Origin of the sequence: Zobellia uliginosa (genome assembly GCF_900156625.1) — a bacterium.
In the GTDB taxonomy this organism is placed as follows: Bacteria; Bacteroidota; Bacteroidia; order Flavobacteriales; family Flavobacteriaceae; genus Zobellia; species Zobellia uliginosa.
This window is the reverse complement of record NZ_FTOB01000001.1, coordinates 450,638-476,401: the sequence shown is the minus strand read 5'-3', so window position 1 is coordinate 476,401 and position 25,764 is coordinate 450,638. Positions and strand designations below refer to the sequence as shown.

Genomic DNA, 25,764 nt, shown 5'->3' with positions numbered 1-25,764 from the left:
CCTTCACGCATAAGGATTAACTAACAAATTGTTAATCTTGAGTTTACGGCCGAGTCAACTAAAAACCCAATCTTTATCGAAACTTGTTTTCTCTGTATGAAAATAGTTCCGGTATACCTATCCGCCCTTATGGCCCACATTCTAATTTCACAATTTAGAAGCTATTTCCACCCCTAAAATTCAAAAAAATAAGAAAGCATAGCCCCCTTCGTAACCATGAAAAAAAGACCTGTTGATATTGTTGTCATTTCAGACGTACACCTTGGCACCTATGGTTGCCACGCCAAAGAACTTATCAAGTACCTAAAATCTATCAACCCGAAGCAAGTAGTGCTCAACGGCGATATTGTAGATATATGGCAGTTCAACAAACGGTACTGGCCCAAATCGCACATGAAGGTGGTAAAATTGCTTATGGAGTGGATCGCCAAAGGTGTACAGGTACATTACATTACCGGCAACCATGATGAAATGATGCGTAAGTTTTCCGGTTTTAAACTGGGTTCCTTCAGTATCGTCAACAAACTGGTCTTAACGGTTCATGGCAAGCAGGCCTGGATCTTTCACGGTGATGTTTTTGATGTTACCATGCAGCATTCAAAATGGTTGGCAAAATTGGGGGCCATTGGATACGACACCCTCATACTCATCAATAGCGCGGTAAATTTCTGTTATAAAAAGTTTGGAAAGGGTCCTGTTTCCATGTCCAAAAAAATAAAGAACAGTGTAAAATCGGCAGTAAAATTTATCAATAACTTCGAACAAACCGCTGCGGATATTGCCATAGAAAACGAGTTTGATTACGTCGTATGCGGCCATATCCACCAACCTGAGATCAAATCCATAGAAACCGACAACGGTTCGGTAATCTACCTCAATTCAGGAGATTGGATCGAAAACCTTACCGCACTTGAATACACCAAAGGCGAATGGGAGCTATACAGGTACGAAGACGACATGTACATTCAGTCCTACAATTCAGACCACAACGACCATATTGATATGCTGGAAAAAAAAGAACTTTTCCAGAGCCTTATGTCAGAGTTCAACGATATGGTCGCATCAAAAGTAAGTAAATGACCCACCTCAAAAAACAAGGTAGATGAAAGTACTCTACGCCATACAAGGCACGGGAAATGGGCATTTGAGCAGGGCTCGCGACATCATTCCCGCCTTAATGAAAAAGAATATAGAACTAGATATACTGGTCAGTGGCACCCAAGCCGATATTAAACTTCCCTATCCCGTAAAATACCAGCTAAGCGGATGGAGTTTTATATTCGGAAAAAAAGGTGGTGTTGATATGTGGAGCACCTATCTAAAAACAAATTCCGCCAGGATAAAGAAGGAAATCAAAAGCGTTCCGGTAGCGGCATATGATTTGGTCATCAACGATTTTGAACCCATTTCGGCATGGGCCTGCAAGACCAAGAATTTACCCTGTGTGGCACTGAGCCATCAGGCGGCCGTTTTATCACGCTATGCCCCCAAACCGAAGAAGAACGACCCCATAGGTAAGATCATACTCGAAAAATACGCGCCGTCGACCACCCAATACGGATTTCATTTTAAAGCTTATGACGAACGCATATTTACCCCGATCATCAGACAAGATGTAAGGTCCACTACCCGCACCTCGGGAGAACACTACACCGTTTACCTACCTTCCTACAGCGATGAGAAACTCCTCCATATGCTCTCTCAAATTAAGGCCGTAAAATGGCAGGTGTTCTCTAAGCACAACCAAAAAGAGATTTTTTCGAACAACATCACCATTAGCCCCATTACCAACGAGGCTTTTATAAATAGTATGGCAAGCAGTAAGGGGGTGCTTTGTGGCGCAGGTTTTGAGACCCCGGCCGAAGCCTTACATATGCAGAAGAAACTTTTGGTCATCCCCATGAAAGGTCAATATGAACAGCAGTGCAATGCCGCCGCCCTAAAAGAAATGGGGGTTCCGGTGATCAAATCACTAAAGATGAAGCATCTTGACAAAATAAAAAATTGGGTAGATACCGAAGTCAGGTTAGACGTACACTACCCCGATATTACCGATGAAATAATCGAATCGGTATTACAAGAATCGTTAACGGTTCAAAAAAACAGACCTCTTTAAATGACGCATACTAGTGGGACTCCCATATTTGACTTGCAAGCTGAAGATTTTGGAACCGATTTTGTCTGGGGCGTTTCTACCGCAGCCTATCAGATTGAAGGCGCCTATAAAGCCGACGGAAAAGGAAAATCTATTTGGGATGGCTTCGTGACCAAAAAAGGAAGCATTTTTCAAGACCAACACGGGCAGATCGCCTGCGATTTCTACAACAGGTACAAAGCCGATATTCTTCTAATGAAATCAATGAACATCGACCATTTCCGTTTTTCATTGTCATGGTCGAGAATACTGCCCAACGGCACGGGTAAGGTGAATCAAAAAGGAATCGACTTCTATAACGCCCTTATTGATTTTTGTCTCGAGTGTGGTATTACCCCTTGGGTCACGCTCTACCATTGGGACCTACCCCAGGCCCTTGAAGACCTAGGCGGTTGGACCAATAGAAAAATACTTCATTGGTTCGAAGCCTATGTACAAATTTGTGCCGAAAATTTTGGTGACCGCGTCAAACATTGGATGGTACTCAATGAACCTATGGTGTTTACCGGGGCGGGCTATTTTTTAGGCGTACACGCCCCTGGTAAAAAGGGACTCAAAAACTTTCTTCCCGCCATACACCACGCCGTTCTATGTCAGGCCTTGGGCGGAAAGATATTACGCAGAACCGTACCAAAGGCGGTAATCGGAACCACTTTTTCCTGTTCGCAAATTACACCTCGCTCAAAAAGCAAAAAGGATATCAAGGCGGCCCACAAGGCCGACACGCTTTTGAACCGACTGTTTATTGAACCAAGCCTGGGCCTTGGTTACCCCAATGAAAGTATACCTGTCCTTCGAAAAATAAAAAAATACCAAAGACCCGAAGATGCCCAGAACAGCGTTTTTGAGTTTGATTTTATCGGTATTCAAAACTATACCCGGGAAGTCGTTCGCCACAGCTATACGGTACCCTATTTAAGGGCTAAAATTGTAAAGGCCACGGAGCGAAACGTCACAACGACCTTAATGGATTGGGAAGTCTACCCGCCCAGCATCTACGAGATGTTGAAAAAATTCAACGCCTACCAGGGCGTAAACCAAATTTTGATTACCGAAAACGGGGCCGCCTTTAAAGACCGTATGGAGGAAGGGGAAGTCAATGACACCCAGCGAACCTCCTATCTTCAAAACTACCTCGCACAAGTGCACAAGGCCCGTTCGGAAGGACTAAAAGTCTCGGGTTATTTTGTTTGGACCTTTACCGACAATTTTGAGTGGGCCGAAGGCTATCACCCTAGGTTCGGTTTGGTACATATCGATTTTAAAACCTTAAAACGCACCATCAAGGCTTCGGGAAAATGGTACAGTACGTTCTTAAAAGGAAGAAAACACCCGAAAGCCGTTAAAACCCAAAAAACCGATGTCCCCATCGGCTGAATATTATTCAAGCTAATCCAAATAAGAACGTATGCCGGATATTGCACGGCAAAGATGACCCTTATTCGAACCCTGACCGTAACCCTAAGATTAGGGCTTTATTATGCTTGTGTTAAGCGTGAAATCACCTCGCTAGCCTTAAAATCAGAGTGGGGTGCATACGAGCACCCCACAACTATAATCTGTTCATAAATCGGTCCACTACACTAGAGCATCCTACAAATCGAACAAACTAGGCAACCACAGGCTAAGCTGCGGAATATAGGTTACGAGCAGTAGGGCTATAATCATGGCAATAAACAACGGAAATAGCGGTTTTATAACCTTTTCTATGGTAGTATTGGCTATACCGACCCCCACAAAGAGCACTGAGCCCACGGGCGGCGTACAGAGTCCGATACAAAGGTTCAAGACCATAATAATACCAAAATGCACGGGATCCAATCCTAATTTGGTTACTACCGGCAAGAATATGGGCGTAAATATCAGTACCGCCGGGGTCATATCCATAAAAATACCAACAAATAAAAGCAGTAAGTTGATGATAAGCAGTATTACGATTTTATTGTCGCTGATGCCCAAAAGCCCAGAACTTATTTCTTGGGGAATATTCTCGTACGACAAGGCCCAAGACATACTCATGGAAGCACCGATCAAGAGCATGACAATAGCGGTCGTAGAGGTAGAATCCAATAAAATCTTAGGAAGCCGGTCGAATGAAATTTCTTTATAAAAGAGCCCCAATAACAGACTGTACAGTACGGCTATGGCCGAAGCTTCGGTTGCCGTAAAGACCCCCACAACTATACCGCCAATAACGACCACCAACATAAAAAGGCTTGGAAGGGCATCGACAAATGTCTTAAAGATCTGTTTAAACGAGCTGCGTTCCCCAACTTTATATCCCTTTTTCTTGGCCCAGAATGAAGCAACGATCATCAGGAAGAGTCCCGTCAATATTCCAGGAATATACCCTGCCAAGAACAGGGCCGCAATCGAAGCCCCTCCACTTGCCAAGGAATAAACGATAAGTACGTTACTCGGAGGAATGACAAGACCGGTCGTGGCGGCCGTTATATTTACGGCAGCACCAAATTCACGGGAATAGCCCTCCCTTTCCATCTCCGGTCCCAAAATACTTCCCATGGCAGACGCAGCGGCCATAGAAGAACCTGCAATGGCCCCCATGAGCATGGCGGAAACAATGTTAATCAGGGCCAAACCACCGGGCAAAGCCCCCACCAGGGTCTTTGCAAAGGCGATCAAACGGTGTGCGATACCTCCCTTGTTCATCAATTCCCCAGAAAGAATAAAGAGCGGAATCGCCAAAAGCGCGAAACTGTCTAGTCCTGTCCCTATACGTTGGGAAACCGTTGTAAATGCCGGTAACACCGGAATGCTCACCAACATGGTAAGCACAGATGATATGGCGATACTCCAGGCAACTGGGGTTCCAATGGCCAGTAAAACCACAAAACTCAGCACCAAAACTAAAATTGGTAAATACTCCATAATACTTAATCGTTAAGAAGGTCAGATATTTTATAATAGATAATCAGCAAGCCACTTATGGGTATCACGAGGTATACCACGGATAAAGGAACTTGCAAGGCCGGAGAATGTTGGTCGAGTACATGTGTAATATACACCAATCGAGACCCTCCGATGACCAAGGCCCCTAAGCTGAAGAGTATCACCAGCCAATGGACCACAAGCTGTAGTTTGCGCTGGGTTCTTTCACTGAAGCGTTTTGGCAGAACATCTATGGCCACATGCAGGTTCTTTCCCGACACATATGCCGCACCCAATATCCCGATCCAAATCATAAGATACCTGGCCAATTCATCCGTAAAAGAGCTTGGAGAGCCCAATAAAAATCGGCTGAACACCTGCCACAAAACGTTTAACACCATAATGCCCATTATCGTAACGAGAAAATAGGCCAACACCTTGTCTATGTTTTTCCGTAATTCCATATTATTTGGTTGCTTGAATTTCTTGAATCAATTTATAAATGGCCTCGTCATCCTTATACTTGTCAAAAGAATCTTTGATTTTTTCGGAAAAGAGACTTTTATCGGGCCTAATAATTTCAACCCCTGCCTTTTTTACCTCGGCCAATGCTTCCTCCTCCGATTCGGCCCATAGTTTACGTTGGTAACCGATGGATCCGTCAACGGCCTGCTTGAGCCAGCCTTGTTCCTCTTCGGAAAGGCTATCCCACAAATGGGTACCTGCCAATAGTACATCGGGCAATACGGTATGTTCATCTAGGGTATAAAATTTACAGACTTCGTAATGTCGGGAAAGATAGAAACTAGGCGGGTTGTTCTCCGCACCGTCGACAACACCTTGTTGCAGGGCCGTATACAGTTCGCCCCAAGAAATGGGTGTTGGCGAACCTCCCAAGTCTTTTACCATGTCCATGGCCGTAACACTTTCCATAACCCTGATCTTTAAACCTCCCAAATCTTCAGGGCTATTTATGGGTCGGTCTTTGGTATAAAAACTACGGCTTCCGGCATCGTAATACCCCAATCCCTTAAGCCAATATTGCTCACCGTCGTTCAGCAATTCCTGCCCGATGGGGCCGTCTAAAACATTGAACGAATGCTGCCTGTCCCTAAACAAAAAAGGCAAGCCCAATACTTTCATTTTGGGTGCAAAGTTCTCCAAGGTCCCTACCGACACCTTGGTCATATCCAAACTACCAATTTGCAGGAGTTCCAAACATTGGCGCTCTGTACCCAATTGCTGGTTCGGGTAAATTTCAAGCCTCATTTTGCCCCCTGAAATCTTTTTCAGGTCATCACCCATCTTAACCATAGCCTTATGTACCGAATGATTGACATCGAGCCCGTGGGCCAAACGCAAGGTACGGGTGCCGCTAAGCTCGCCACAGCCATTTACCAACAGCATACCTAGGCTGAAAAAAACAACTTTTAAATATAGTTTCATGTAGCTCTTAATTAAAGATCGAAGTATTCTTTTGCATTATTGTAGCAGATGTTCCGTACCATGGTACCGATCCATTCCATATCGTTGGGAAGTTCGCCCTTGGCCATTTCATTGCCGAACAGGTTACAGAGAATCCGACGGAAATATTCGTGCCTAGGAAAGGAAAGGAAACTTCTTGAATCTGTGAGCATCCCGATAAAACAGCTGATAAGCCCCATATTCGACGAGGTGTTGATCTGATCGATCATACCGTGCTTTTGATCCAAGAACCACCATCCGGAGCCCCATTGTACCTTGCCCTTGACACTACCATCGTTAAAGTTTCCGGTCATGGTCGCCATTAAGGCATTGTCCCAAGGGTTTAAGTTATAGAGTATGGTCTTGGTAAGTTTGTTTTTGCTGTCGAGGGTATCAAGAAATTTAGAAAGACTTTCGCCTTGGCTATAATCGCCTATGGAATCCCATCCCGTATCGGGACCCAATTCGGAAAGCATTCTCGTATTGTTGTTACGCAAGGCCCCCAAATGAAACTGTTGTACCCAACCAAATTCGTGGTAAGTCTCTGAAAGAAACAACAGGAGGGCACTCTGAAATTTCGCCGCTTCCAAGGGGCTTACGGGACTTCCACCTCTTCTTTGTTTGAAAATAGCTTTTACTTCCGATTCGGTAAAATCTTCGGCATACAGGTGCGACAGACCGTGGTCGCACACGAAACAACCGTTAGAATTAAAATATTCGATTCGTTGCCGAAGTGCATCGCACAGCTCGTCATAGGTAGTAATTTCGGTATCGCAAACCTTTGACAAACTATCGACATAATCATTATAGGTTTCGCTACCGATCAAAATGGCCTTGTCGGGCCTAAAGGCCGTGCTCACCTTGGTCTTAAAATTGCTTTTCACCAATTGCTGGTGATATTCCAATGTATCGATCGGGTCTTCGGTAGTACAAAGTACATCTACGTTCATTTTAGTAATAAGCCCCCTAGCACCGTAGTCTTGGGACTGTAGCATTTCGGTAGTGGCATCGTATACCGATGAAGCGTTCTTTTCGCTCAGGGTCTCCGTAATTCCAAAATAACGCGACAACTCAAGATGTGTCCAATGGTACAATGGGTTGCGCATCGTATGCGGAACCGCTTGGGCCCATTTCATGAATTTTTCTTTATCGGTGGCGTCGCCCGTTATGTATTTCTCATCGATACCGAGGGTACGCATGGCTCTCCACTTATAATGGTCCCCATCGATCCAAGCCTTTGTAATACTCGTAAAAACCCGGTTTTCAGCTAGGTCTTTTGGCGGCAAATGGTTGTGGTAATCGATAATGGGCATCTGGGCGGCATACTCGTGATAGAGTGTCTGTGCCTGTTTGCTCTCAAGCAAAAAATTATCGTCTAAAAATTTGGTCACTTTTATTGGTTTTTCAACGTAGTTCGAACTTCTTTTTTCTTGTGCAGGACTTTCCGGTGGTTTTAGAAGCAACCTGCTGCCTCTAAAATAGGTTACTATTCTGGTATAGGCAAGAAAAACTACACAATCAACGTTAGGGCACCAAACACTAGCCAATATTAACAAAGTCGACTGTTAAAATTGCATAAATAGTATCGTATTGACCATATTCGGCAATAAAACGGCCAAGATGACGCATTTAAGAAAAGTATAACGCCCTTCCCTTTCTTCTCTATTTAAATCGATTTAATTTTATAAAAAAAACGAAACACATGGATATAAAGGATAAAGTAGTATATATCACGGGAGGATCAAAGGGAATCGGTTACGGGGTAGCCGCCAAATTATTAGCGTCAGGGGCCCGAGTGGCCATTAGTGGACGCACGCTTGAAACCGTAAAGGAAGCCGCAAAGCAGCTCGACGCAGAAGGCCGTGTTCTAGCCTTGGCATCAAACGTTGCCAATCATGGCGATGAAAAGGCAGCCGTTCAAAAGATATTGGATACATGGGGCCAGTTAGATGTAGTCGTTGCCAACGCCGGTGTAGGCCATTTTGCCCCGGTAGACGAACTTGAAGAGGATGCCTGGCACCAAATGATAGACACGAACTTGAGCGGTGTATTCCACACCTTGAAGGCATCTGTAGAAGCCTTAAAAAAATCAAAGGGCTACTATATTACCCTGGCGAGTTTGGCAGGCACCAACTTTTTTGCTTCAGGAGCCGGATATAACGCCTCAAAATTTGGAGTGGTCGGTTTTACCCAAGCGGCCATGCTAGATTTGCGCAAGTATGACATCAAGGTATCTACTATTATGCCCGGTTCGGTGGCGACCGATTTTGCCGGTCACGAAACCAATGAAAAGGATGCCTGGAAAATACAGCCCGAAGACATTGGCGAACTTGTATATGACCTGTTGAAAATGCATCCGCGTACCTTGCCAAGCAAAATAGAGGTACGACCTACAAGACCGGATAAAAAATAAGTTGAAACCCGTGGTATAGGCTAGACTTCCTTTTCGGTGAAGGGAATGTTTATATCACAGATTTCGGTAATTAGGGCGCTAAGCTCGGTAGAGAATAGGGAAAGGGTTTCTTTCCCTATTTTTGTTTCCTTTTTAGCCCCATTTCCCGCCTTATCCTTGGTCGCGAACTTCATAACGCCCGATCCCAGCTTTTTAAATGATATGATTCCCGCTTCCATAAGCACCCCTGGGTGTTCCGATGAATACATGCTCGCGTAGCACAGCAGCTGAAACGCTTTACTGAACTTGTAATCGGAGGTAATGGATGTACCATCTACAATTTCCAACTGATTGCGTTCAACGCTACCTGTTTTGTAGTCTATAATCCGCAAGGTACCATCAACCTCATCGATCCTATCGAGTTTTCCTTTTAAGTTGATCGGAAAATCAATCCCGTCAATATCTAGGGCTACCTTTAAATTTTCCTCCAAACCAATGATTTTGATCTGATGCTTTTTGACATCGGCAATTTCAAGATTGATGAAATTCTCGATATAACGGAGCACTACATTAAACGCTATGAGGTTCTTCCCCCTAGAGATATCGCCGTCCAAATAAGTCTTGGCAAAGTGTTTTTTTACCAGTTCCGCCACTTTTGTTTTGGCATCCACCAGCTTTTCCTCAGTCAAAATGCTTCCTACAAAAGGCGTATAGAGCTCTTCCAAGGTGTCGTGAACAATCGTTCCGAAAGTATTGGCAGCTATGGTTTCTTCCACTTCTAACACATCGTCTATACCGAGTAAATTCCGCTTATAAAAATCAATGGGGTTGCGTACATAATTGCTCAGCGAGGTCGGCGAAAATCCCCTTAAGGCGTGGGCCTTTATCAATTCGATTAAACCGGTGTCTTTTTCTATCGATTCCAAGGCATGCCGTTTCGGTACTATTACGGGAGAGGCTACGCTCTCATGTATGGCCGAACTTCTATTTTCATCGGTCAGCAATTGGTTGATAAGCCTACTGCGCTCACCGCCTTCCAATACATCAGGTTCGGTGTTGTAAAGGATATAGACATTTTTTGCCCTTTGCAACAATCGATAAAAGTGATAGGTGTAAACCGCATCCTTTTCTTTATAGGTAGGAAGTCCCAATTGCACCTTAAGATCGAAAGGAATAAAAGAGTTGTTCGATTTTCCCGAAGGTAGGATGCCTTCGTTGACCGAGGTAATGATCACGGTCTCAAAATCTAGGTTACGGCTTTCGAGCATTCCCATTACCTGTAAGCCTTCTAAAGGCTCCCCTTGAAAGTCAAGGGTTTCAGATGACAATAACTCACGATAAAGTCCCAATAAAGATTTAAGGTCGGTTATAAACTCGTACTTCGTGACCAGGTCAGATAACTGGTTGAACAGATTGAAATACCTATAAAGATACTCCATTGCCAAGGCATCCTTAGCATTCTGAAGCCGGTCTTTTAGGACCGTGATAATACGTAAACAGAGTTCCAAAATTTCTTTGGGTGAAGGAGTTTCCTTATGAAATAGGAGCTGACTAGCCCCTCCTTCGCCCCCTTCAATCCGCTTGATCTGATCCGCATTTATATAGACCCAGTTCTTACTTTTAATGGTTGCCTCAATAGAATGCCCCCTTTCGGCCGCATTTTCAGCATGCAAAAGGGTCTGCACGTACGGATGCGCCAAAAATGACAAAAGGTTCTGGTAAAACCAGCCCTGTTCGTTTCTATTGATATATAAATTGATAAACTGGTCGAACAAACTGGCCAAGGGAATCTTGTTCAAAGGATAGCCCATGGTAACATTGACCCTTACGATGCTTTCCGGTATAGAATTCAATACGGGGTTTAAAAGGGATTCATCGCCCAACACTACCGCGGTACGGGCTAAATCAGCGGGTTGTTTGGCCTGTATTTCCTCTAGTAAGTGTGCCGTATACTTAGCTTGCGATACATTTTTGGGCACCCCGATAATATTGATATTCTTATCGCCAAGGTAATACGAGCTTACGCCTTTTAGGGCGTTCGCCTTAAGATAAGGCCATGTCTTGAGATGCTGTCTTAAAAAAAAGCCTGCATCGTGCACCTTGTCCTCAAGAAAATAAGAGTCTATATCCCAATAGATATCGGAGTCGGCATGATCGAGAATATGCTGTATGATTTTGGTTTCCGCCGTATTCAAGGCATTGAACCCTATAAAAACGAAGAACTTGCCTGGGTTTTCGTCGAGATAGCCGCCCAACTTATCATAAGCTTCGCGATATACCAAACCCTGGTGGCCAAGGCCGGAAGACAACAAGGCCTCGTTAAAATTGCTATAGAGCGATTCGAGATTGTGCCAAAAACGGAGGTAATCTTCCATCATTTGGGTTTTCTCCTTCTGAACGGACCAATGCGTCAATTCTTGAATGGCGGCAAGATTAGAGAATAGCCTTTTGGCATCAACCAAATAGCGGTCGATCTCGTTAAAATCCTGTAAAAGGGTCTGCGCCCAATTTGAGAAACTGTAAAAACTATCCTTCTCTTTGGAAGACTCCTTAAGATAGGTGTTGTATAAGATGAAGAGTTGCTGGGTATTGGTAGCATACGACAAACCCGCAATCTGTTCGATAAAGGTTTCGATGCTGTATATCTCTGGGGCAAAAAATGTGCTATCGGCCGATTTGGCGATAGCATTTTTTAGAAATGTACCCGCACGCTTGCTCGGCAGCACAAAAACAATATGCTCATGCGAACTGTGCTTTTTCCAAACTTCTTTGACTACTTCCTCTAAAAAACTCTGCATAGCCAAAAATAAAAAAAGCCCCGACAAATGTCGGGGCTTTTCAATTTATTTAGTTGAGAGAAATTACTTCACTAAGTTGATTTCAACTCTTCTGTTTTCTTTTCTACCACTTCTTGTGTTGTTAGAAGCGATTGGCTTGTCTTCACCGTAACCTACAGCAGACAATCTGAACTCTTCGATACCCTTGTCTACTAAGAACTCTTTTACAGCAAGTGCTCTTGATTCAGAAAGGCTTTGGTTCAATTTCTTGCTACCAACGCTATCAGTGTGACCTTCTACTGTAAATTTAGCAGTTGGGTACTCTTTCAAGATAGTGATGATGTCAACCATTACAGAAGTAGACTCAGCTTTGATAGAAGACTTACCTGTATCGAACAAGATAGTTCTAGCGTAGTCGTTCAATTGTTTTTGAACTTCTTCAGTTACTTCAGGACAACCAGCGTTAGCTACTGTACCAGCAACCTCTGGACATTTATCATCTTTGTCCAATACACCGTCACCGTCAGTATCAGGCCATGGGCATCCTTTGTTTTCGGCAGGACCTGCTTCGTTAGGACACTCATCGTCACCATCGGCAACACCGTCTCCGTCAGCATCAGGACAACCTGCTAGGTTAGCCAATCCGGCTTCGTTAGGACACTTGTCATCTTTATCGGCAACACCGTCTCCGTCAGCATCAGGACAACCGTTCATTTCTTTAGAACCAGCTTCGTTAGGACAAGCATCTTTGCTGTCTTCGATTCCGTCACCGTCAGCATCAGGACAACCGTTGAAAGCTTCTAGACCAGCAACTTCTGGACAAGCATCATCTTTGTCATATACACCGTCTCCGTCAGTATCGGTACCACCAAACTTAACAGAGATACCTGCTAAATGTTGCCAGTGCTTACGACCGTAATCTTCGAAAGCGTGCTTGTAAACAGTCTGTACAGTAAGACCGATGTTGTCAGTAAACCAGAAGTTTACACCAACACCACCGTTAACGGTACCAGCACCAATTTCGTCAACCCAGGTATAACCTCCACCTACTTCAACGAATGGATCTACAACTTTTTCCTTAAGGAAGTTATATTTAATTGTACCATCTAAAGCGTAGTGCGAAAGATCATCTACACCTATATCACCTAATTTGCTGATTTTGTTCAACGATCCTCTAACACCAACGGAAAGACCGTCACCTACAGATCTTGACACACCAACATAGGAGATAGAAGGAAGAATATTCCAGTGGTCCGAAGCGTTCATAAGCTCATTACCGAAAGAACTAGTCTGTGTCGGGAAATTGTCATCGCTTGTCGGGTACACATCTATGGCATTAACTCCGAATTGTACTTGCCATGGATTATTCTCGTCTTGCGCTTGTATGTTATTGATGCCTACAATAAGGACAGCAACAACCAATAATTTGCTAAGATGTTTCATGTTCAAATTTTTAAGTTTAAGTGTTTATTAGCTGCAAATGTAAGTTGTTAAATATTATTAACAAAATCAATTTCTTATTTTTTTTAACGCATTTAATGCCGTAAATAGTGCATTTAAACGATTTTTAAGTCCTTTCCAACTTCGATAAAAGCGTCTATCGCACGGTCTAAATGCTTGATTTCATGGGCAGCAGATAGCTGAACACGTATTCTCGCCTTCCCTTTTGGGACTACAGGGAAGAAAAATCCTATTACATAAATTCCTTTTTCCAACAAACGACTCGCCATTTCCTGCGCCAATTTGGCATCATACAACATAACGGGCACAATTGCCGATTCCCCATCTATAATATCGAAGCCGGCCTTCTTCATTCCTTCCTTGAAATAGGCCGCGTTTTCCTGCACCTTATTACGTAGGGAAGCATCATTTTCAAGAAGTTCGAACACCTTTATGGAAGCCCCTACGATGGCGGGCGCCAAGGAATTGGAAAACAGATAGGGCCTGGAGCGTTGTCGTAGAATTTCTATGATTTCCTTTTTACCGGTAGTATACCCGCCCATGGCACCACCAAGGGCTTTACCCAAGGTACCCGTAATGATATCGATACGGCCCATAACATCTTTTTCCTCCAAAGTGCCTTTTCCGGTCGGGCCTATAAACCCGGTTGCGTGACATTCATCTATCATAACGAGGGCATCGTATTGATCCGCCAAGTCACAGATCTGGTCCAAGGGAGCCACGAGTCCGTCCATAGAGAATACGCCATCGGTTACGATTATCTTGAACCGTGCCCCATCTGCCTCGGCCTGCTTCAATTGTTTTTCAAGGTCTTCCATGTCGCTATTGGCATAGCGGTAACGTTTGGCCTTGCACAATCTCACCCCATCAATAATGGATGCGTGGTTGAGCGCATCGGATATGATGGCATCTTCCGCGGTAAGCAAGGGCTCAAAGACCCCACCATTGGCATCAAAGGCCGCAGCATATAATATGGTATCTTCCGTCCCGTAAAAATCGGCTATTTTCCTTTCGAGCTCTTTATGTATGTCTTGGGTGCCACAAATAAAGCGTACCGACGACATACCAAAGCCATGGCTATCAAGGGTATCTTTGGCCGCCTGTATCACTTCCGGATGGGACGAAAGTCCCAAATAATTGTTCGCACAGAAGTTGATGACCTCTTCTCCCGTTGAAATTTTGATCACCGCCCCTTGTGGTGACGTAATAATCCGTTCGCTTTTATAAAGACCTTCTTCCTTGATCTGCGCCAGTTCTTTCTTTAGGTGCTCCTGAATTTTTCCGTACATCTCTTCCTCTATTATATGAATTCTGGTATTATGTCATCATTAATATAGACAATGATCTTATTTTCTACAACATAGCCCATGTTGGTCAAGGCATCGGCATAGAAATAGAGCTGCTCTTTATACTTCGGATTGGCCTTACCGGTCTTGTAATCGATAAGGGTCGCCCGGTTTCCGTTTATGACAATTCTATCGGGCCTTACAATTTGGCCTTCGGCGGTAATAATATCCTTTTCGTTCTTGACCGTATTCCCTTTTATATAATAGGTATTCAACTTCGGATGTTTTACGATGCGTTCTAGCTTGCCCCGTACTTCATCGATTTCCTGCTTTTCTATTTCGCCCTGCCGAACTGCCTTGTTCAATGCGGCCTCTATATCCTCTTCGGTTTCTATACATCCTAATATATAATGTATAAGGTTTCCTTTTGATATTGCGGTTTCCCTATCGGTATCCCACAACATTCCCGAACGCGTCAAAATCTTGAACCCAGACCTGTCCTTATGGGTAAAGCTATAATCGATTTTCCGTAAGGCCTTTGTTTGATGTACTTCCGGTGCTTCCTCAAGTTCACCAAAGGCATAGGTCAATTCGTCATCGGACCACAAGCCCTTTCCTTTTAGGTATTCAATAAAGAGTCCTGAATAATAATCCGTTTTATGCTGCCCCCTGGCCAAATCCTTTTCCGATATAACATAGAGCGCCTTTTCGGCCCGTGTCAATGCTACATATAAAAGGTTAAGGGCATCAAGTTCCATTTTGTGTTCTTCTTCGGAATAGATCCGTGCAGCTTCTTCGCCATAGTTCTCTACCTCCTTTTTCTCGGTCACTAAAATTTCCTCGAACCCGTCAAAAGCTTCGGCATTTAGCGGAAGCCATATCTTTTTATCCATTCGCTTGTAGATATTCTCATTGGCAAAAGGAAATATCACGATCGGAAATTCGAGCCCTTTCGACTTATGAACGGTCATTATACGTACCGCATCGATATTGTCGGGGGCCGAAATACTAAGTTTACCCTTCTTCTTCTCCCAAAGGTTCAAAAAAGCCTGAATGCCCGTACCCTCTTTTTGTTCGGTTTCCAGAACAAAATCCATAAAAAAAGTAACGTAGGCATCAGAGCCTTCCACCAAATTGCATTGGCGTATCACCCGTTCCATACCATCGTATACCGAAAGCTCTTTCAGTTCTTCAACATCAAGACCGAATTCGTTTTTAAGCAGTTCGGGCAGTCTTTTTAGGTGCCCTGAAATGTATTGGTGCCTGCTTTGGCTTCCTTTTGAAAGAAAAGTAAGCAGGTTATAGGCGATTTCCAGGTTTTCGGGGTTGCCGATATACCCAATAAGGTCGGCCAAAAAACGCACCCTATCGCTACTGTTCAGCAAAAGACTCTCCGATGAAATGGTAGGTATTTGTTCTTGGGTGAGAAAATCGGCCAACAAGACCCCCTGCCGATTGCCCCTGACCAAAATACAAATGTCTTCGTAGCCGTATTTTTTTTCGATGACGGCCGCAATAGTGGCCAACACTTCTTCACAGTACTGTTCATCTTTGGTCTTATCGTCGTCTTTATCGATGAACTTGAGCTGTACCGTGCCCCCCTGTTTTGAATTACAGCCCTGCCGGTTCCCTTCGACGAACATGGCATTGTACATGGCATTGTTCAAAAAGGGACTGGTGGCGGTGAAAAAGTCGTTATTAAACTTGATCACCTCATCATAACTACGCCAATTGGTAGGCAGGGATTCGGTCTCGGCAGGGATTGCGAAGGGACTCGCCGTTTTATTGACCAAATCAAGAAACTGTTCTGCGCGGCCACCTCGCCAGCGATAAATGGCCTGCTTGGCATCGCCCACCAAAAACAAGGAGCCTTTATTTCCTTGCAGGTCTTCCCCCTCTAAGGCATGACCGATCAAGGGGATAAGGTTATTCCATTGCAAGGTTGAGGTATCTTGAAACTCATCAACAAAATAATGGCGGTATTTTTCACCCAACCGCTCATAAATAAAAGGAGCAGGCTGATTTCTTATTTCTTTCGATATAATGGTATTGAACTCCGCAATGGAAAGTTGATCGCGTTCGTTCTGTAAATTTTTCACCTCCCTTTGTATGGCGTTCAGCACCGTTAAAGGTACTAGGTTCGAATAGGCATTTTTCAGAAAGGAAAGCTCGTAGAACGTATGCTTTATCTTATTGAAGATTTCCGAGAACTGCGGATGCAAATCATCTAATGTGGCCTTAGTAGCTTCTGCAGTAGACTTATTGTAAAGTACGGCATCATCAAAATTTTGCTTCCAACCCGCGTTGAAATCAATAGCCAAATCCCCACTGGCAATTTTTTCCATGAATTTTGGAAAATAAGACCTCGTAAAATCAGGGAATTCCAACCCATTTTGCTCGATTAACTGCAGGGCCAGGTCAGCAAAGCCCACAAGGCTTTCTTGGCTAGCCTTTATTCTGGAGCGCAAGGTTTTTTTCAACCCCAAAAAATCGTCAATGTTTTTATCCCTGAGGTTCTGCAGGTGCTCGGCATGGTTTTCCCTAAAGAGCAGCTTACCTATATTTCCTAGGTCATAGGCAATATCCCAACTCTTATCATCGTCAATTTTTTCCAAGGCAAAATCCAATAAAACCTGGGTCAACTGTTTATCCGTTCCCGCTTTGTGCACGAGTTTTGCCACCGCTTCATCGAGTAATAGGTCGGTATCTAAGACCACTTCAAAATTTTGGGGCAATTTTAAATCTTTGGCAAAGGTTCGAATCAACCTGTGGGTAAACTTATCGATCGTAGAAATATCGAAAAATGCATAGTTGTGCAGAATTTGCTTTAAGGTCTGCTTAGAACGTTGGCGCAATTCAGCGGCATCGATGCCAAGTTCTTTCATGAGGTCAAGAAAAAGTGCGGGGGCCTCGGCCTCGTCCTTTACTTGACCAAATTTGAACAAACTGTCCAAAATACGGTGCTTCATTTCGTTTACCGCTTTGTTGGTAAACGTAATGGCCAAAATTTTACTGAAACGGTCTCCTGGCGAGAGTACGATTTTAAGGTACTCTTTGGTCAGCGTATGGGTCTTTCCCGAGCCCGCCGAAGCGTTGTATATTTTAAAAGTGCTGTGTTGCAAGTGCTTTTTTATGCAAAATACTAATTCTAAAAAGGTTCTTAACAAATTATTTAGTGATTTTGTATGTTAAAAACTGTAAATTTGATTTCGTTAATTTTTAATCTAAAAACACATATAAAATGGCTTTTGATTTACCAAAATTACCCTATGCGTACGACGCATTGGAACCACATATTGACGCTAGAACAATGGAAATCCACCATACAAAACACCACAATGGTTACACAACCAAATTGAACGGTGCTATTGAAGGAACTGCATTGGCCGGCAAATCGATCGAAGAGATCCTTGAGAACCTAGACATGTCCAACGGTGCCGTTAGAAACAATGGAGGCGGTTTTTATAACCACTCACTTTTTTGGGAAATTATGTCACCTAATGGAGGAGGAGAGCCATCTGGCGAACTTGCAGATGCCATCAACAGTGCCTTCGGTTCTTTTGAGGCTTTCAAGGAAAAATTCAGTGCCGCCGCCGCTACCCGTTTTGGTTCAGGCTGGGCATGGCTTTGTGTACATAAGGGAGGCAAGTTGGAAGTGTGCTCCACTCCTAACCAAGACAACCCTTTGATGCCCGAAACAGGCTGTGACGGATTTCCGATCCTAGGTCTTGATGTTTGGGAACACGCATATTACTTAAACTATCAAAACAAGAGACCTGATTACATCAGCGCTTTTTTCAATGTTATCAATTGGAATAAAGTTGCCGAACTTTACGCTGCCAACAAGTAAGAAGCAGCCGAGAATTTACTCTTGTAAAACACAAAAAACCGCTACGATCTAGTTCGTAGCGGTTTTTTTAGTTCCTTATTTAAAATAGAAAAGGGCGGAGTAAACTCCACCCTTTTCGTCCCAAATCTTACCATAAACTTAACCTACTTATGCTATGGCGATACTAAAATACTGGTATTGTGGGAAATAAAAAAACTATTTTCGGGGTTTTTTTTAAACCCAATTGTTGACAAAAACGCCCGAAAAGCCCGTCAGGTCTTATATTTACAAGGGTTTGTATAATAAAAAAGGCGGAGCATAGCTCCACCTTTTTTCCCCAAATCTTACCATGAACTTAACCTACTTATGCTATGGTCCTACAAATGTAAGCTCTCAAGGGGCTTGAGAAGAAGGTTTCGGACGAACGATCAAAACCGTGGCTGAAATACCTCTTTATCAATAAAATCCGGATTATTTACAATGTTTTGGAGCTATGCTATGGAAAAGAGAACTATCGAAGGAAGGGTAAAATGGCTTTGAATCTTTTCGAAAATAAAAAGGCGGAGTCAAACTCCGCCTTTTTCCCCAAATCTTACCATGAACTTAACCTACTTATGCTATGGTCCTACTAATATAAAGCGCCATGAAGCTTGGGAAAAAGGTTTCGGACGAACGATCAAAACCGTGGCTGAAATACCTCTTTATCAATAAAATCCGGATTATTTACAATGTTTTCGAGCTATGCTATGGAAAAGAGAACTATCGAAGGAAGAGTAAAATGGCTTTGAATCTTTTCGAAAATAAAAAGGCGGAGTTTGACTCCGCCTTTTTCCCCAAATCTTACCATGAACTTAACCTACTTATGCTATGGTCCTACGAATATAAAGCGCTATGAAGCTTGGAAAAAAGGTTTCGGACGAACGATCAAAACCGTGGCTGAAATACCTCTTTATCAATAAAATCCGGATTATTTACAATGTTTTGGAGCTATACTATGGAAAAGAGAACTATCCGAGAAAGGGATTAAAATGGTTTTGAAAATAAAAAGGCGGAGTTTGACTCCGCCTTTTTCCCCAAATCTTACCATGAACTTAACCTACTTATGCTATGGTCCTACAAATATACAGCGGTGTTAAGGCAGGCAAAAACATCTTTGCCGAACCGTATAAAAATCGGATAAAAGACACGAAATGAGCGGAAAAGGTATATTGCAAAAAGAAATGCAATACAGCAAAGGGTAAAAAATCTTATAGGTGGTTAGAAAAGTCTGTAAAAATAAAAAGGTGGAGAAATCTCCACCTTTTTGCCCCAAATCTTACCATGAACTTAACCTACTTATGCTATGGCAAGACCAAATGTAGTCCCACAACATCTGTAAGAAGTTAAAAACACGCTAAATAGCTTATATGATCGACGAACTACATTAAAAAATGCATTTCATCGAAATAAATCGTTAATATGCCCTTTCGTTCTTTCCTTCATAGAAGTTGATAAAGGCCTTGTTCACCACGCGGTTGCCCCCTGGTGTCGGATAGTTTCCGGTGAAATACCAATCCCCCAAATTCTTAGGACAAGCCTCGTGAAGCGACTCAACGCTCTGATAAATGATCTCTACTTCCGCTTTAATGTCTTCAGGACTGAGCAGCTCCCCAATTTTTTGTGAAATCTCGTCCGCGGTAAACGGTGCATAGAATTCCCTAACGTAATTGATTACGTCTTTATCTTTAGTGTTCAGCTGTTTTAGACATTTGTTATAGATGTCTTCCACATGGCTCATCGTCTTGCGCTCTTCATGCAAGGCCAAGGCCGCCCTAAAGGCAATAAAGTCTTCTAACTTGGCCATATCTATACCATAACAATCAGGGTATCTGATCTGCGGTGCCGACGATACCACAATTATCTTTTTGGGCGACAATCTATCGAGTATGCGAAGTATACTTTTCTTTAAGGTCGTTCCCCTAACAATACTATCGTCTATAATGACCAGGTTGTCTCCCTTCTTTACAGAACCGTATGAAATGTCGTATACGTGCGTTACCAAATCGTCTCGGCTGCTATCTTGTGTAATAAAGGTACGCAGCTTTGCATCTTTGATGGCCACTTTCTCGATCCGCGGGCGAACTTCCAAAATTTCATGCAGCTCTTGGCTGGTAATTTCCGAACCAATGGAAAGAATTTGCTCTTCTTTTCTTTTGTTCAGGTAGTTTTGTGCCTCCCTCACCATTCCGAAAAAAGAAGTTTCGGCCGTGTTGGGTATATAGGAAAACACCGTATTCTTTATATCATGGTCAATGGCCTTAAGGATTTGTGGAAAAACCAGGCGCCCCAATTTCTTTCGTTCTTGATAAATTTCTTTATCGCTTCCCCTAGAAAAATAGATCCGTTCAAAAGAGCAGGCCTTTCGCTCTACAGGTTCTAAAATTTGGTTTATGGAAGAAGTACCGTCTTTTTTGACAATAATGGCGTGTCCCGGATCCAACTCCTTGACCGATTCGTAAGGCACGTTAAAGACGGTTTGTATCGCGGGGCGTTCGGAAGCCACTACGACCACTTCGTCATCTTGGTAATAATAGGTAGGGCGAATACCTGCGGGGTCTCTGAGTACAAAAGCATCCCCATGGCCCAAAAGACCGGCCATGGCGTAACCCCCGTCCCAGTTTTTGGCTGCCCTTCTCAATATTTTGTGCACTTTCAAGCGTTCCGCTATAATTGGTGAAGCCTCCTGCTTGGTATATCCCTCTTTCTTGATCTGCTTATACAACTTGGCAACGGCATCATCTAAAAAGTGACCGATTTTCTCCATTACGGTTACCGTATCGGCCATTTCCTTAGGATGCTGCCCTATTTGGATCAAATTGTCGAACAACTCATGCACGTTGGTCATGTTAAAGTTCCCCGCAACAATAATATTACGGTGCATCCAATTGTTCTGCCTTAAGAAAGGATGCACACTCTCTATACTATTCTTACCAAAGGTTCCGTAACGCACGTGCCCTAAAAGTACTTCCCCTATATAAGGTATATTCTTTTTCTGCGCCGCAACGTCGTCGACATATTCAGGATGCTCCTGAAGGGTCGTATTGATCCGGTCGTTGATCTGGGCAAAAATGTCTTGTATCGGCTGCTGGGCTATTGACCTCACCCGGCTCATATAACGCTCCCCTGGTGCAACATCAAGCTTTATGCTGGCAAAGCCGGCACCATCTTGGCCTCGGTTGTGTTGCTTTTCCATCATCAGGTACATTTTGTTCACCCCGTAAAAGGCCGTACCGTACTTCTCCTTATAGTATTCCAAAGGCTTAAGCAAGCGAATTACCGAAATACCACATTCATGTTTGATAGCGTCACTCATTGTAAATCTGCATATTAAAAAAGCCCCTAAATTTGGGGCGTGTCGTTATTGTAATTCTATATCAAATTGGGTCAAGGCCTTAAATTGATGCAGCCTTTTGTTTACTTCGTCCTTTTTCAGTTCTTGCATGCGATCAGTGCCGAATTTTTCAACAGAGAACGACGCCAAGTTTGAACCGTGTATTACCGCATTTTTCATATTATTGAACGAAAGGTCTTCCGTTGCCGCCAAATAGCCTGAAAAACCACCGGCAAAGGTATCTCCCGCTCCAGTGGGGTCAAAAACCTCTTCTAGGGGCAAGGCCGGGGCAAAGAAAATTTTACCCTCATGGAATAGGAGCGCTCCGTGCTCTCCCTTTTTTATGACCAAGTATTTAGGACCCATTTCCTGGATGACCTTCGCCGCTTTCACCAACGAGTATTCCTTGGTCAGTTGGCGCGCTTCCTCATCGTTGATGGTAAGTACGTCAATATGCTTGATGACCTCGGTCAATTCAGGCAGGGCATTATCCATCCAAAAGTTCATAGTATCCAATACTATTAACCTTGGTCGTTTTTTCATCTGATTGATAACACTCAGCTGGGTGCTTGGATGAAGATTACCTAACATTACCACATCCGCATCCTTAAAACCTTCCGGCACAACCGGGTTAAAGTCCGCTAAGGTATTTAGTTCCGTAACCAAAGTATCCCTAGAGTTAAGGTCGTTATGATACTTTCCTTTCCAATAGAAGGTCTTTCCCCCTTTTACAATTTCCAGGGAAGTAAGATCGATGTTCTTGGCCTTTAATACATCTAAGTAAGCCTGTGGAAGATCTTCACCTACGACCGATACAATTGCAGATTCTACATTATACTGTGAAGCGGCAAGACCAATAAAGGTGGCCGCACCACCCAAAATTTTATCGGTTTTACCAAAAGGAGTTTCAATTTCGTCAAAGGCAACAGTGCCCACGATTAGAAGTTTGCCCATGTAAGTTTTTTAATTTAGCTGCAAATATACGGTTTTGTAATGCGAATATGTGCAATTATACCCTTACAAAAAACGGCAGTCGGTCAACTTAGATTTCTCCAGCTCCGCAGCTACGGCAACTCACAAGAATGTAGCCCCAAAAACCCAAACCACTTTTAACAATTCAATTGCCGCACAAAGGATATTTTAAACCCTACACCGATACCGAATAACAGCTTATTTTCTTCCGAAATCGGCAGGAATCTCGCCCCAAGCCCTAGTTTCCCACTTTACAACGGGGGTCTGGTACGAATTGTTCTTCAACCAATCCAAGGCCCTTCGAATCAAATCGAAAAGTTCTTTGTTCTGCGGGGTCTCCTTTAATTTTGTGTTACAGGTCTTTTTACGTACCCAGCTCATTGCCGTACGGGAATCGGTATAGATAATACGGTCGCTTTTGTTCTGTTTTAAAAAGGCCAACCCGTGCACAATGGCCAAGAACTCCCCAATATTGTTCGTTCCCTGGGCAAAAGGCCCCTGTCTAAAAAGTTTCTTGCCCGTTTTGGTATCTACCCCTTGATATTCCATGACCCCGGGGTTTCCACTAGAGGCCGCATCTACCGAAATCGAATGGTAGTTGGGGGTGCCGAACCTTTGCAGTTGTTCGGGGGTCATTACGGGCTTCCCCTTTTTCTTTCCTTTAAAGTCGTTGTAATTGCCATTAAAGGCCTTTTTGGCCTGCTCAAAGGTTTCAAAAGACTTGTATTGAGCGCCCTTAAAGCCCGTGATGGCCGCTTTACAATCAGACCACGAGTCGTAGATACCAGGCTTTTTCCCCTGCCAAACCGTATAGAATTTTGCCTTTTTCGCCATTATTCTACCTCTAACAATTGCGCAATAACTTTCGGGAAATATTCGTATTCAAGCTCATGCACTTTCCGTGCAATGCTTTCTGGGGTGTCATCTGCCGAAACTGACGTTTTTACTTGCCGAATAACGGCGCCCTCGTCGTAATTTTCATTGACATAGTGAATAGTAATGCCCGTTTCGGTCTCATTATTGGCCCGAACGGCTTCGTGTACATTATTTCCATACATGCCTTTTCCTCCATATTTGGGTAAAAGTGCCGGGTGAATATTTACGATTTTATCGGGAAAGGCAGCGATAAGGTTCTCGGGTATTTTCCACAAAAAGCCGGCCAGAACGATAAGATCGGGGTTGAACGTCTTTAAAATATCGAGCACACATTCAGTGGCATAAAAAGCGTTTCGATTAAAATACAGTGCATTGATTTTCAAATTATTGCACCTATCTAAGACTTTAGCGTCCTTTTTATTCGAAAGTACGGCGCTGATGTTTATCTTTGAATTGTCTTGAAAGTAGCGAACGATATTTTCAACATTGGATCCAGAACCGGAAGCAAATAGTACGATGTTTTTCATGTAGCCTTTAAACGTTACTGATAGCGAATTATTTAGATCAAAAATACCGCTCTTATCCTGAAATTTTATAAATTACAAGACATTTTAACGACAAATAGTGGATTTAGTCCAAAGTTTTTTATTTTTGCCATCAATTTAATTTTTTAAAAACAATATTATTATGTCAGACATTGCATCAAGAGTAAAAGCTATCATCGTTGATAAATTAGGTGTGGATGAAAACGAAGTAGTAACGGAAGCTAGCTTTACTAACGACCTAGGGGCAGACTCATTGGATACCGTGGAGTTGATCATGGAATTCGAGAAAGAATTTGATATTCAAATCCCCGACGATCAAGCTGAGAACATCGCAACAGTTGGCCAGGCCATTAGCTATATAGAAGAAGCGAAGTAATCTTTATGATTTCTTGAACGAGATTCAAAATTATCCATGTGGTAACCTTTATCGCATGGATAATTTTTTTAATTTACGCTTGACTTACTAAGTAAACCAAAAATTAGGTTCAATGCAATTAAAGCGAGTTGTGGTTACCGGGTTGGGTGCGTTGACTCCCATTGGTAACAATATTGATGAATATTGGGAAGGTCTTAAAAACGGAAAGAGCGGTTCTGCTCCCGTTACCTACTACGATACCGAAAAATTTAAGGTGAAATTTGCCTGTGAACTCAAGAATTTCAACCCTCTAGATCATTTTGATCGCAAGGAGGCAAGAAAATTGGACAGATTCGCGCAATACGCCTTGGTCTCTTCCGATGAAGCGATAGCCGATTCAGGATTAAACCTAGAACAAGTAGACAAATTTCGCGTTGGCGTTATTTGGGGTGCCGGTATTGGCGGTCTCGAAACCTTTCAAAACGAGGTTATTAATTTTGCCGAAGGTGATGGCACACCAAGATTCAACCCTTTCTTCATACCCAAAATGATAGCTGATATTGCCCCAGGGCATATTTCTATCAAACATGGTTTTATGGGGCCTAACTACACTACGGTTTCAGCTTGTGCCTCATCGGCCAACGCTATGATCGATGCGCTCAACTATATTCGTTTGGGCCATTGCGACGTAGTAGTTACCGGAGGTAGTGAAGCGGCGGTTACCATAGCAGGTATGGGTGGTTTCGGTGCCATGCACGCATTATCGACCCGTAACGAAAGTCCTGAAACGGCCTCTAGGCCATTTGATGCTACTCGCGACGGATTTGTTCTGGGTGAAGGCGCAGGCGCTTTGATTCTTGAAGAGTACGAGCACGCCAAAGCACGTGGGGCAAAAATATATGCCGAAGTCGCCGGAGGCGGACTATCGAGCGATGCCTACCATATGACCGCTCCGCATCCTGACGGAATAGGAGTAGTTCAAGTAATGAAAAACTGTTTAAGGGATGCCGGACTAAAGCCTGAAGATGTAGATGCCATCAATACCCATGGTACTTCTACCCCTCTTGGAGACGTAGCGGAGCTAAAGGCCATTAGTGAGGTCTTTGGCAATCATGCCCCGAACATCAATATCAACTCTACCAAATCGATGACCGGTCACTTATTAGGTGCCGCCGGGGCCATTGAGGCCATTGCATCCATTTTGGCCATGAAACATAGTCTGGTACCACCGACTATAAACCACAACACGGTAGACGAAAATATTGACCCCAAACTGAACCTCACATTGAACAAAGCGCAAAAACGTGAAGTAAATGTAGCCTTGAGCAACACTTTTGGCTTTGGCGGACACAATGCTTGTGTAATTTTCAAAAAATTTAGCGAGTAGTCTATT

20 protein-coding genes are annotated in these 25,764 nt (G+C 43.4%); 8 read left to right on the top strand and 12 right to left on the bottom strand.

Features of this window, described 5'->3' with window-relative positions; genetic code table 11:
• Positions 1 to 216 precede the first annotated feature (216 nt).
• Genes BW980_RS01970 through BW980_RS01960 form a run of 3 tightly spaced genes read left to right on the top strand, consistent with a single transcriptional unit; the run spans position 217 to position 3,532 of the window.
• Positions 217 to 1,080 (top strand): UDP-2,3-diacylglucosamine diphosphatase, encoded by an 864-nt coding sequence (locus BW980_RS01970; RefSeq protein WP_076453271.1) that lies wholly within the window; start codon positions 217 to 219, stop codon positions 1,078 to 1,080.
• Positions 1,081 to 1,102: 22 nt separating this feature from the next.
• Positions 1,103 to 2,116: a glycosyltransferase family protein gene (locus BW980_RS01965; RefSeq protein WP_076453270.1), complete on the top strand. Its 1,014-nt coding sequence runs from the start codon at positions 1,103 to 1,105 to the stop codon at positions 2,114 to 2,116.
• Positions 2,117 to 3,532, top strand: a complete 1,416-nt coding sequence (locus BW980_RS01960) for a GH1 family beta-glucosidase (protein ID WP_076453269.1) — start codon at positions 2,117 to 2,119, stop codon at positions 3,530 to 3,532.
• A 216-nt stretch (positions 3,533 to 3,748) separates the two neighbouring features.
• On the opposite strand, the gene BW980_RS01955 is transcribed toward BW980_RS01960, so the two are convergent.
• From BW980_RS01955 to uxaC, 4 genes are read right to left on the bottom strand one after another with little or no spacing between them, the layout of a single operon-like run.
• The gene (locus BW980_RS01955; RefSeq protein WP_076453268.1) at positions 3,749 to 5,044 is read right to left on the bottom strand and encodes a TRAP transporter large permease; all 1,296 of its coding nucleotides are present in this window, start codon (positions 5,042 to 5,044) and stop codon (positions 3,749 to 3,751) included.
• 5 nt (positions 5,045 to 5,049) lie between these two features.
• Positions 5,050 to 5,508, bottom strand: coding sequence for a TRAP transporter small permease (locus BW980_RS01950; protein ID WP_076453267.1), 459 nt, complete (start codon positions 5,506 to 5,508; stop codon positions 5,050 to 5,052).
• A 1-nt stretch (position 5,509) separates the two neighbouring features.
• Complete coding sequence (locus BW980_RS01945) at positions 5,510 to 6,490, bottom strand: TRAP transporter substrate-binding protein (protein WP_076453266.1); 981 nt, start codon at positions 6,488 to 6,490, stop codon at positions 5,510 to 5,512.
• Between the two features lie 11 nt (positions 6,491 to 6,501).
• Positions 6,502 to 7,905: a glucuronate isomerase gene (gene uxaC / locus BW980_RS01940; protein WP_139327597.1), complete on the bottom strand. Its 1,404-nt coding sequence runs from the start codon at positions 7,903 to 7,905 to the stop codon at positions 6,502 to 6,504.
• A gap of 305 nt (positions 7,906 to 8,210) precedes the next feature.
• On the opposite strand from uxaC, the gene BW980_RS01935 reads away from it, so the two are divergent.
• The gene (locus tag BW980_RS01935; RefSeq protein ID WP_076453265.1) at positions 8,211 to 8,921 is read left to right on the top strand and encodes an SDR family oxidoreductase; all 711 of its coding nucleotides are present in this window, start codon (positions 8,211 to 8,213) and stop codon (positions 8,919 to 8,921) included.
• Positions 8,922 to 8,941: 20 nt separating this feature from the next.
• Here BW980_RS01935 and BW980_RS01930 read toward each other — a convergent pair whose 3' ends face one another.
• The 4 genes from BW980_RS01930 to BW980_RS01915 all read right to left on the bottom strand — a co-directional run bounded on the left by BW980_RS01930 (position 8,942) and on the right by BW980_RS01915 (position 17,546).
• Entirely contained in the window at positions 8,942 to 11,698 is a 2,757-nt protein-coding gene (locus tag BW980_RS01930) for a PD-(D/E)XK nuclease family protein (RefSeq protein ID WP_076453264.1), read from the bottom strand.
• 63 nt (positions 11,699 to 11,761) lie between these two features.
• Positions 11,762 to 13,120 (bottom strand): OmpA family protein, encoded by a 1,359-nt coding sequence (locus tag BW980_RS01925; protein WP_076453263.1) that lies wholly within the window; start codon positions 13,118 to 13,120, stop codon positions 11,762 to 11,764.
• Between the two features lie 113 nt (positions 13,121 to 13,233).
• The gene (kbl, locus tag BW980_RS01920; RefSeq protein ID WP_076453262.1) at positions 13,234 to 14,427 is read right to left on the bottom strand and encodes a glycine C-acetyltransferase; all 1,194 of its coding nucleotides are present in this window, start codon (positions 14,425 to 14,427) and stop codon (positions 13,234 to 13,236) included.
• An 11-nt stretch (positions 14,428 to 14,438) separates the two neighbouring features.
• Entirely contained in the window at positions 14,439 to 17,546 is a 3,108-nt protein-coding gene (locus BW980_RS01915; RefSeq protein ID WP_076453769.1) for a UvrD-helicase domain-containing protein, read from the bottom strand.
• 119 nt (positions 17,547 to 17,665) lie between these two features.
• Between BW980_RS01915 and BW980_RS01910 the strand changes: the two genes are divergently transcribed.
• Positions 17,666 to 18,274, top strand: coding sequence for a superoxide dismutase (locus BW980_RS01910; RefSeq protein ID WP_076453261.1), 609 nt, complete (start codon positions 17,666 to 17,668; stop codon positions 18,272 to 18,274).
• 870 nt (positions 18,275 to 19,144) lie between these two features.
• Positions 19,145 to 19,291 carry a hypothetical protein gene (locus BW980_RS22470; RefSeq protein ID WP_175609833.1) on the top strand — a complete coding sequence of 49 codons (147 nt, stop codon included), beginning with the start codon at positions 19,145 to 19,147 and terminating at the stop codon, positions 19,289 to 19,291.
• 415 nt (positions 19,292 to 19,706) lie between these two features.
• Here BW980_RS22470 and BW980_RS01900 read toward each other — a convergent pair whose 3' ends face one another.
• The 4 genes from BW980_RS01900 to purN form a co-directional block, all read right to left on the bottom strand.
• Positions 19,707 to 21,605 carry an amidophosphoribosyltransferase gene (locus BW980_RS01900; protein ID WP_076453259.1) on the bottom strand — a complete coding sequence of 633 codons (1,899 nt, stop codon included), beginning with the start codon at positions 21,603 to 21,605 and terminating at the stop codon, positions 19,707 to 19,709.
• Between the two features lie 45 nt (positions 21,606 to 21,650).
• Positions 21,651 to 22,577 (bottom strand): PfkB family carbohydrate kinase, encoded by a 927-nt coding sequence (locus BW980_RS01895; protein WP_076453258.1) that lies wholly within the window; start codon positions 22,575 to 22,577, stop codon positions 21,651 to 21,653.
• A 216-nt stretch (positions 22,578 to 22,793) separates the two neighbouring features.
• Entirely contained in the window at positions 22,794 to 23,429 is a 636-nt protein-coding gene (locus tag BW980_RS01890) for a ribonuclease H1 domain-containing protein (protein WP_076453257.1), read from the bottom strand.
• A complete protein-coding gene (gene purN, locus BW980_RS01885; protein WP_076453256.1) occupies positions 23,429 to 23,998 on the bottom strand; it encodes a phosphoribosylglycinamide formyltransferase in 570 nt (189 codons plus the stop codon). The genes BW980_RS01890 and purN overlap by 1 nt, the downstream gene beginning before the upstream one ends.
• A 160-nt stretch (positions 23,999 to 24,158) precedes the next feature.
• Between purN and BW980_RS01880 the strand changes: the two genes are divergently transcribed.
• Both BW980_RS01880 and fabF read left to right on the top strand, forming a co-directional pair.
• On the top strand, positions 24,159 to 24,392 hold the full coding sequence (locus BW980_RS01880; protein ID WP_008269813.1) for an acyl carrier protein: 234 nt from the start codon (positions 24,159 to 24,161) through the stop codon (positions 24,390 to 24,392).
• A gap of 112 nt (positions 24,393 to 24,504) precedes the next feature.
• A complete protein-coding gene (gene fabF, locus BW980_RS01875) occupies positions 24,505 to 25,758 on the top strand; it encodes a beta-ketoacyl-ACP synthase II (protein WP_076453255.1) in 1,254 nt (417 codons plus the stop codon).
• The last annotated feature ends 6 nt before the right edge of the window (positions 25,759 to 25,764 follow it).

What these genes read in the sequence shown, in the direction of transcription:
- BW980_RS01970 (WP_076453271.1), top strand. Translation starts at nt 217, where the DNA reads ATGAAAAAAAGACCTGTTGATATTGTTGTCATTTCAGACGTACACCTT.
- BW980_RS01965 (WP_076453270.1), top strand. Translation starts at nt 1,103, where the DNA reads ATGAAAGTACTCTACGCCATACAAGGCACGGGAAATGGGCATTTGAGC.
- BW980_RS01960 (WP_076453269.1), top strand. Translation starts at nt 2,117, where the DNA reads ATGACGCATACTAGTGGGACTCCCATATTTGACTTGCAAGCTGAAGAT.
- BW980_RS01955 (WP_076453268.1), bottom strand. Translation starts at nt 5,044, where the DNA reads ATGGAGTATTTACCAATTTTAGTTTTGGTGCTGAGTTTTGTGGTTTTA.
- BW980_RS01950 (WP_076453267.1), bottom strand. Translation starts at nt 5,508, where the DNA reads ATGGAATTACGGAAAAACATAGACAAGGTGTTGGCCTATTTTCTCGTT.
- BW980_RS01945 (WP_076453266.1), bottom strand. Translation starts at nt 6,490, where the DNA reads ATGAAACTATATTTAAAAGTTGTTTTTTTCAGCCTAGGTATGCTGTTG.
- BW980_RS01935 (WP_076453265.1), top strand. Translation starts at nt 8,211, where the DNA reads ATGGATATAAAGGATAAAGTAGTATATATCACGGGAGGATCAAAGGGA.
- BW980_RS01930 (WP_076453264.1), bottom strand. Translation starts at nt 11,698, where the DNA reads ATGCAGAGTTTTTTAGAGGAAGTAGTCAAAGAAGTTTGGAAAAAGCAC.
- BW980_RS01925 (WP_076453263.1), bottom strand. Translation starts at nt 13,120, where the DNA reads ATGAAACATCTTAGCAAATTATTGGTTGTTGCTGTCCTTATTGTAGGC.
- kbl (WP_076453262.1), bottom strand. Translation starts at nt 14,427, where the DNA reads ATGTACGGAAAAATTCAGGAGCACCTAAAGAAAGAACTGGCGCAGATC.
- BW980_RS01910 (WP_076453261.1), top strand. Translation starts at nt 17,666, where the DNA reads ATGGCTTTTGATTTACCAAAATTACCCTATGCGTACGACGCATTGGAA.
- BW980_RS22470 (WP_175609833.1), top strand. Translation starts at nt 19,145, where the DNA reads ATGAAGCTTGGAAAAAAGGTTTCGGACGAACGATCAAAACCGTGGCTG.
- BW980_RS01900 (WP_076453259.1), bottom strand. Translation starts at nt 21,605, where the DNA reads ATGAGTGACGCTATCAAACATGAATGTGGTATTTCGGTAATTCGCTTG.
- BW980_RS01895 (WP_076453258.1), bottom strand. Translation starts at nt 22,577, where the DNA reads ATGGGCAAACTTCTAATCGTGGGCACTGTTGCCTTTGACGAAATTGAA.
- BW980_RS01890 (WP_076453257.1), bottom strand. Translation starts at nt 23,429, where the DNA reads ATGGCGAAAAAGGCAAAATTCTATACGGTTTGGCAGGGGAAAAAGCCT.
- purN (WP_076453256.1), bottom strand. Translation starts at nt 23,998, where the DNA reads ATGAAAAACATCGTACTATTTGCTTCCGGTTCTGGATCCAATGTTGAA.
- BW980_RS01880 (WP_008269813.1), top strand. Translation starts at nt 24,159, where the DNA reads ATGTCAGACATTGCATCAAGAGTAAAAGCTATCATCGTTGATAAATTA.
- fabF (WP_076453255.1), top strand. Translation starts at nt 24,505, where the DNA reads ATGCAATTAAAGCGAGTTGTGGTTACCGGGTTGGGTGCGTTGACTCCC.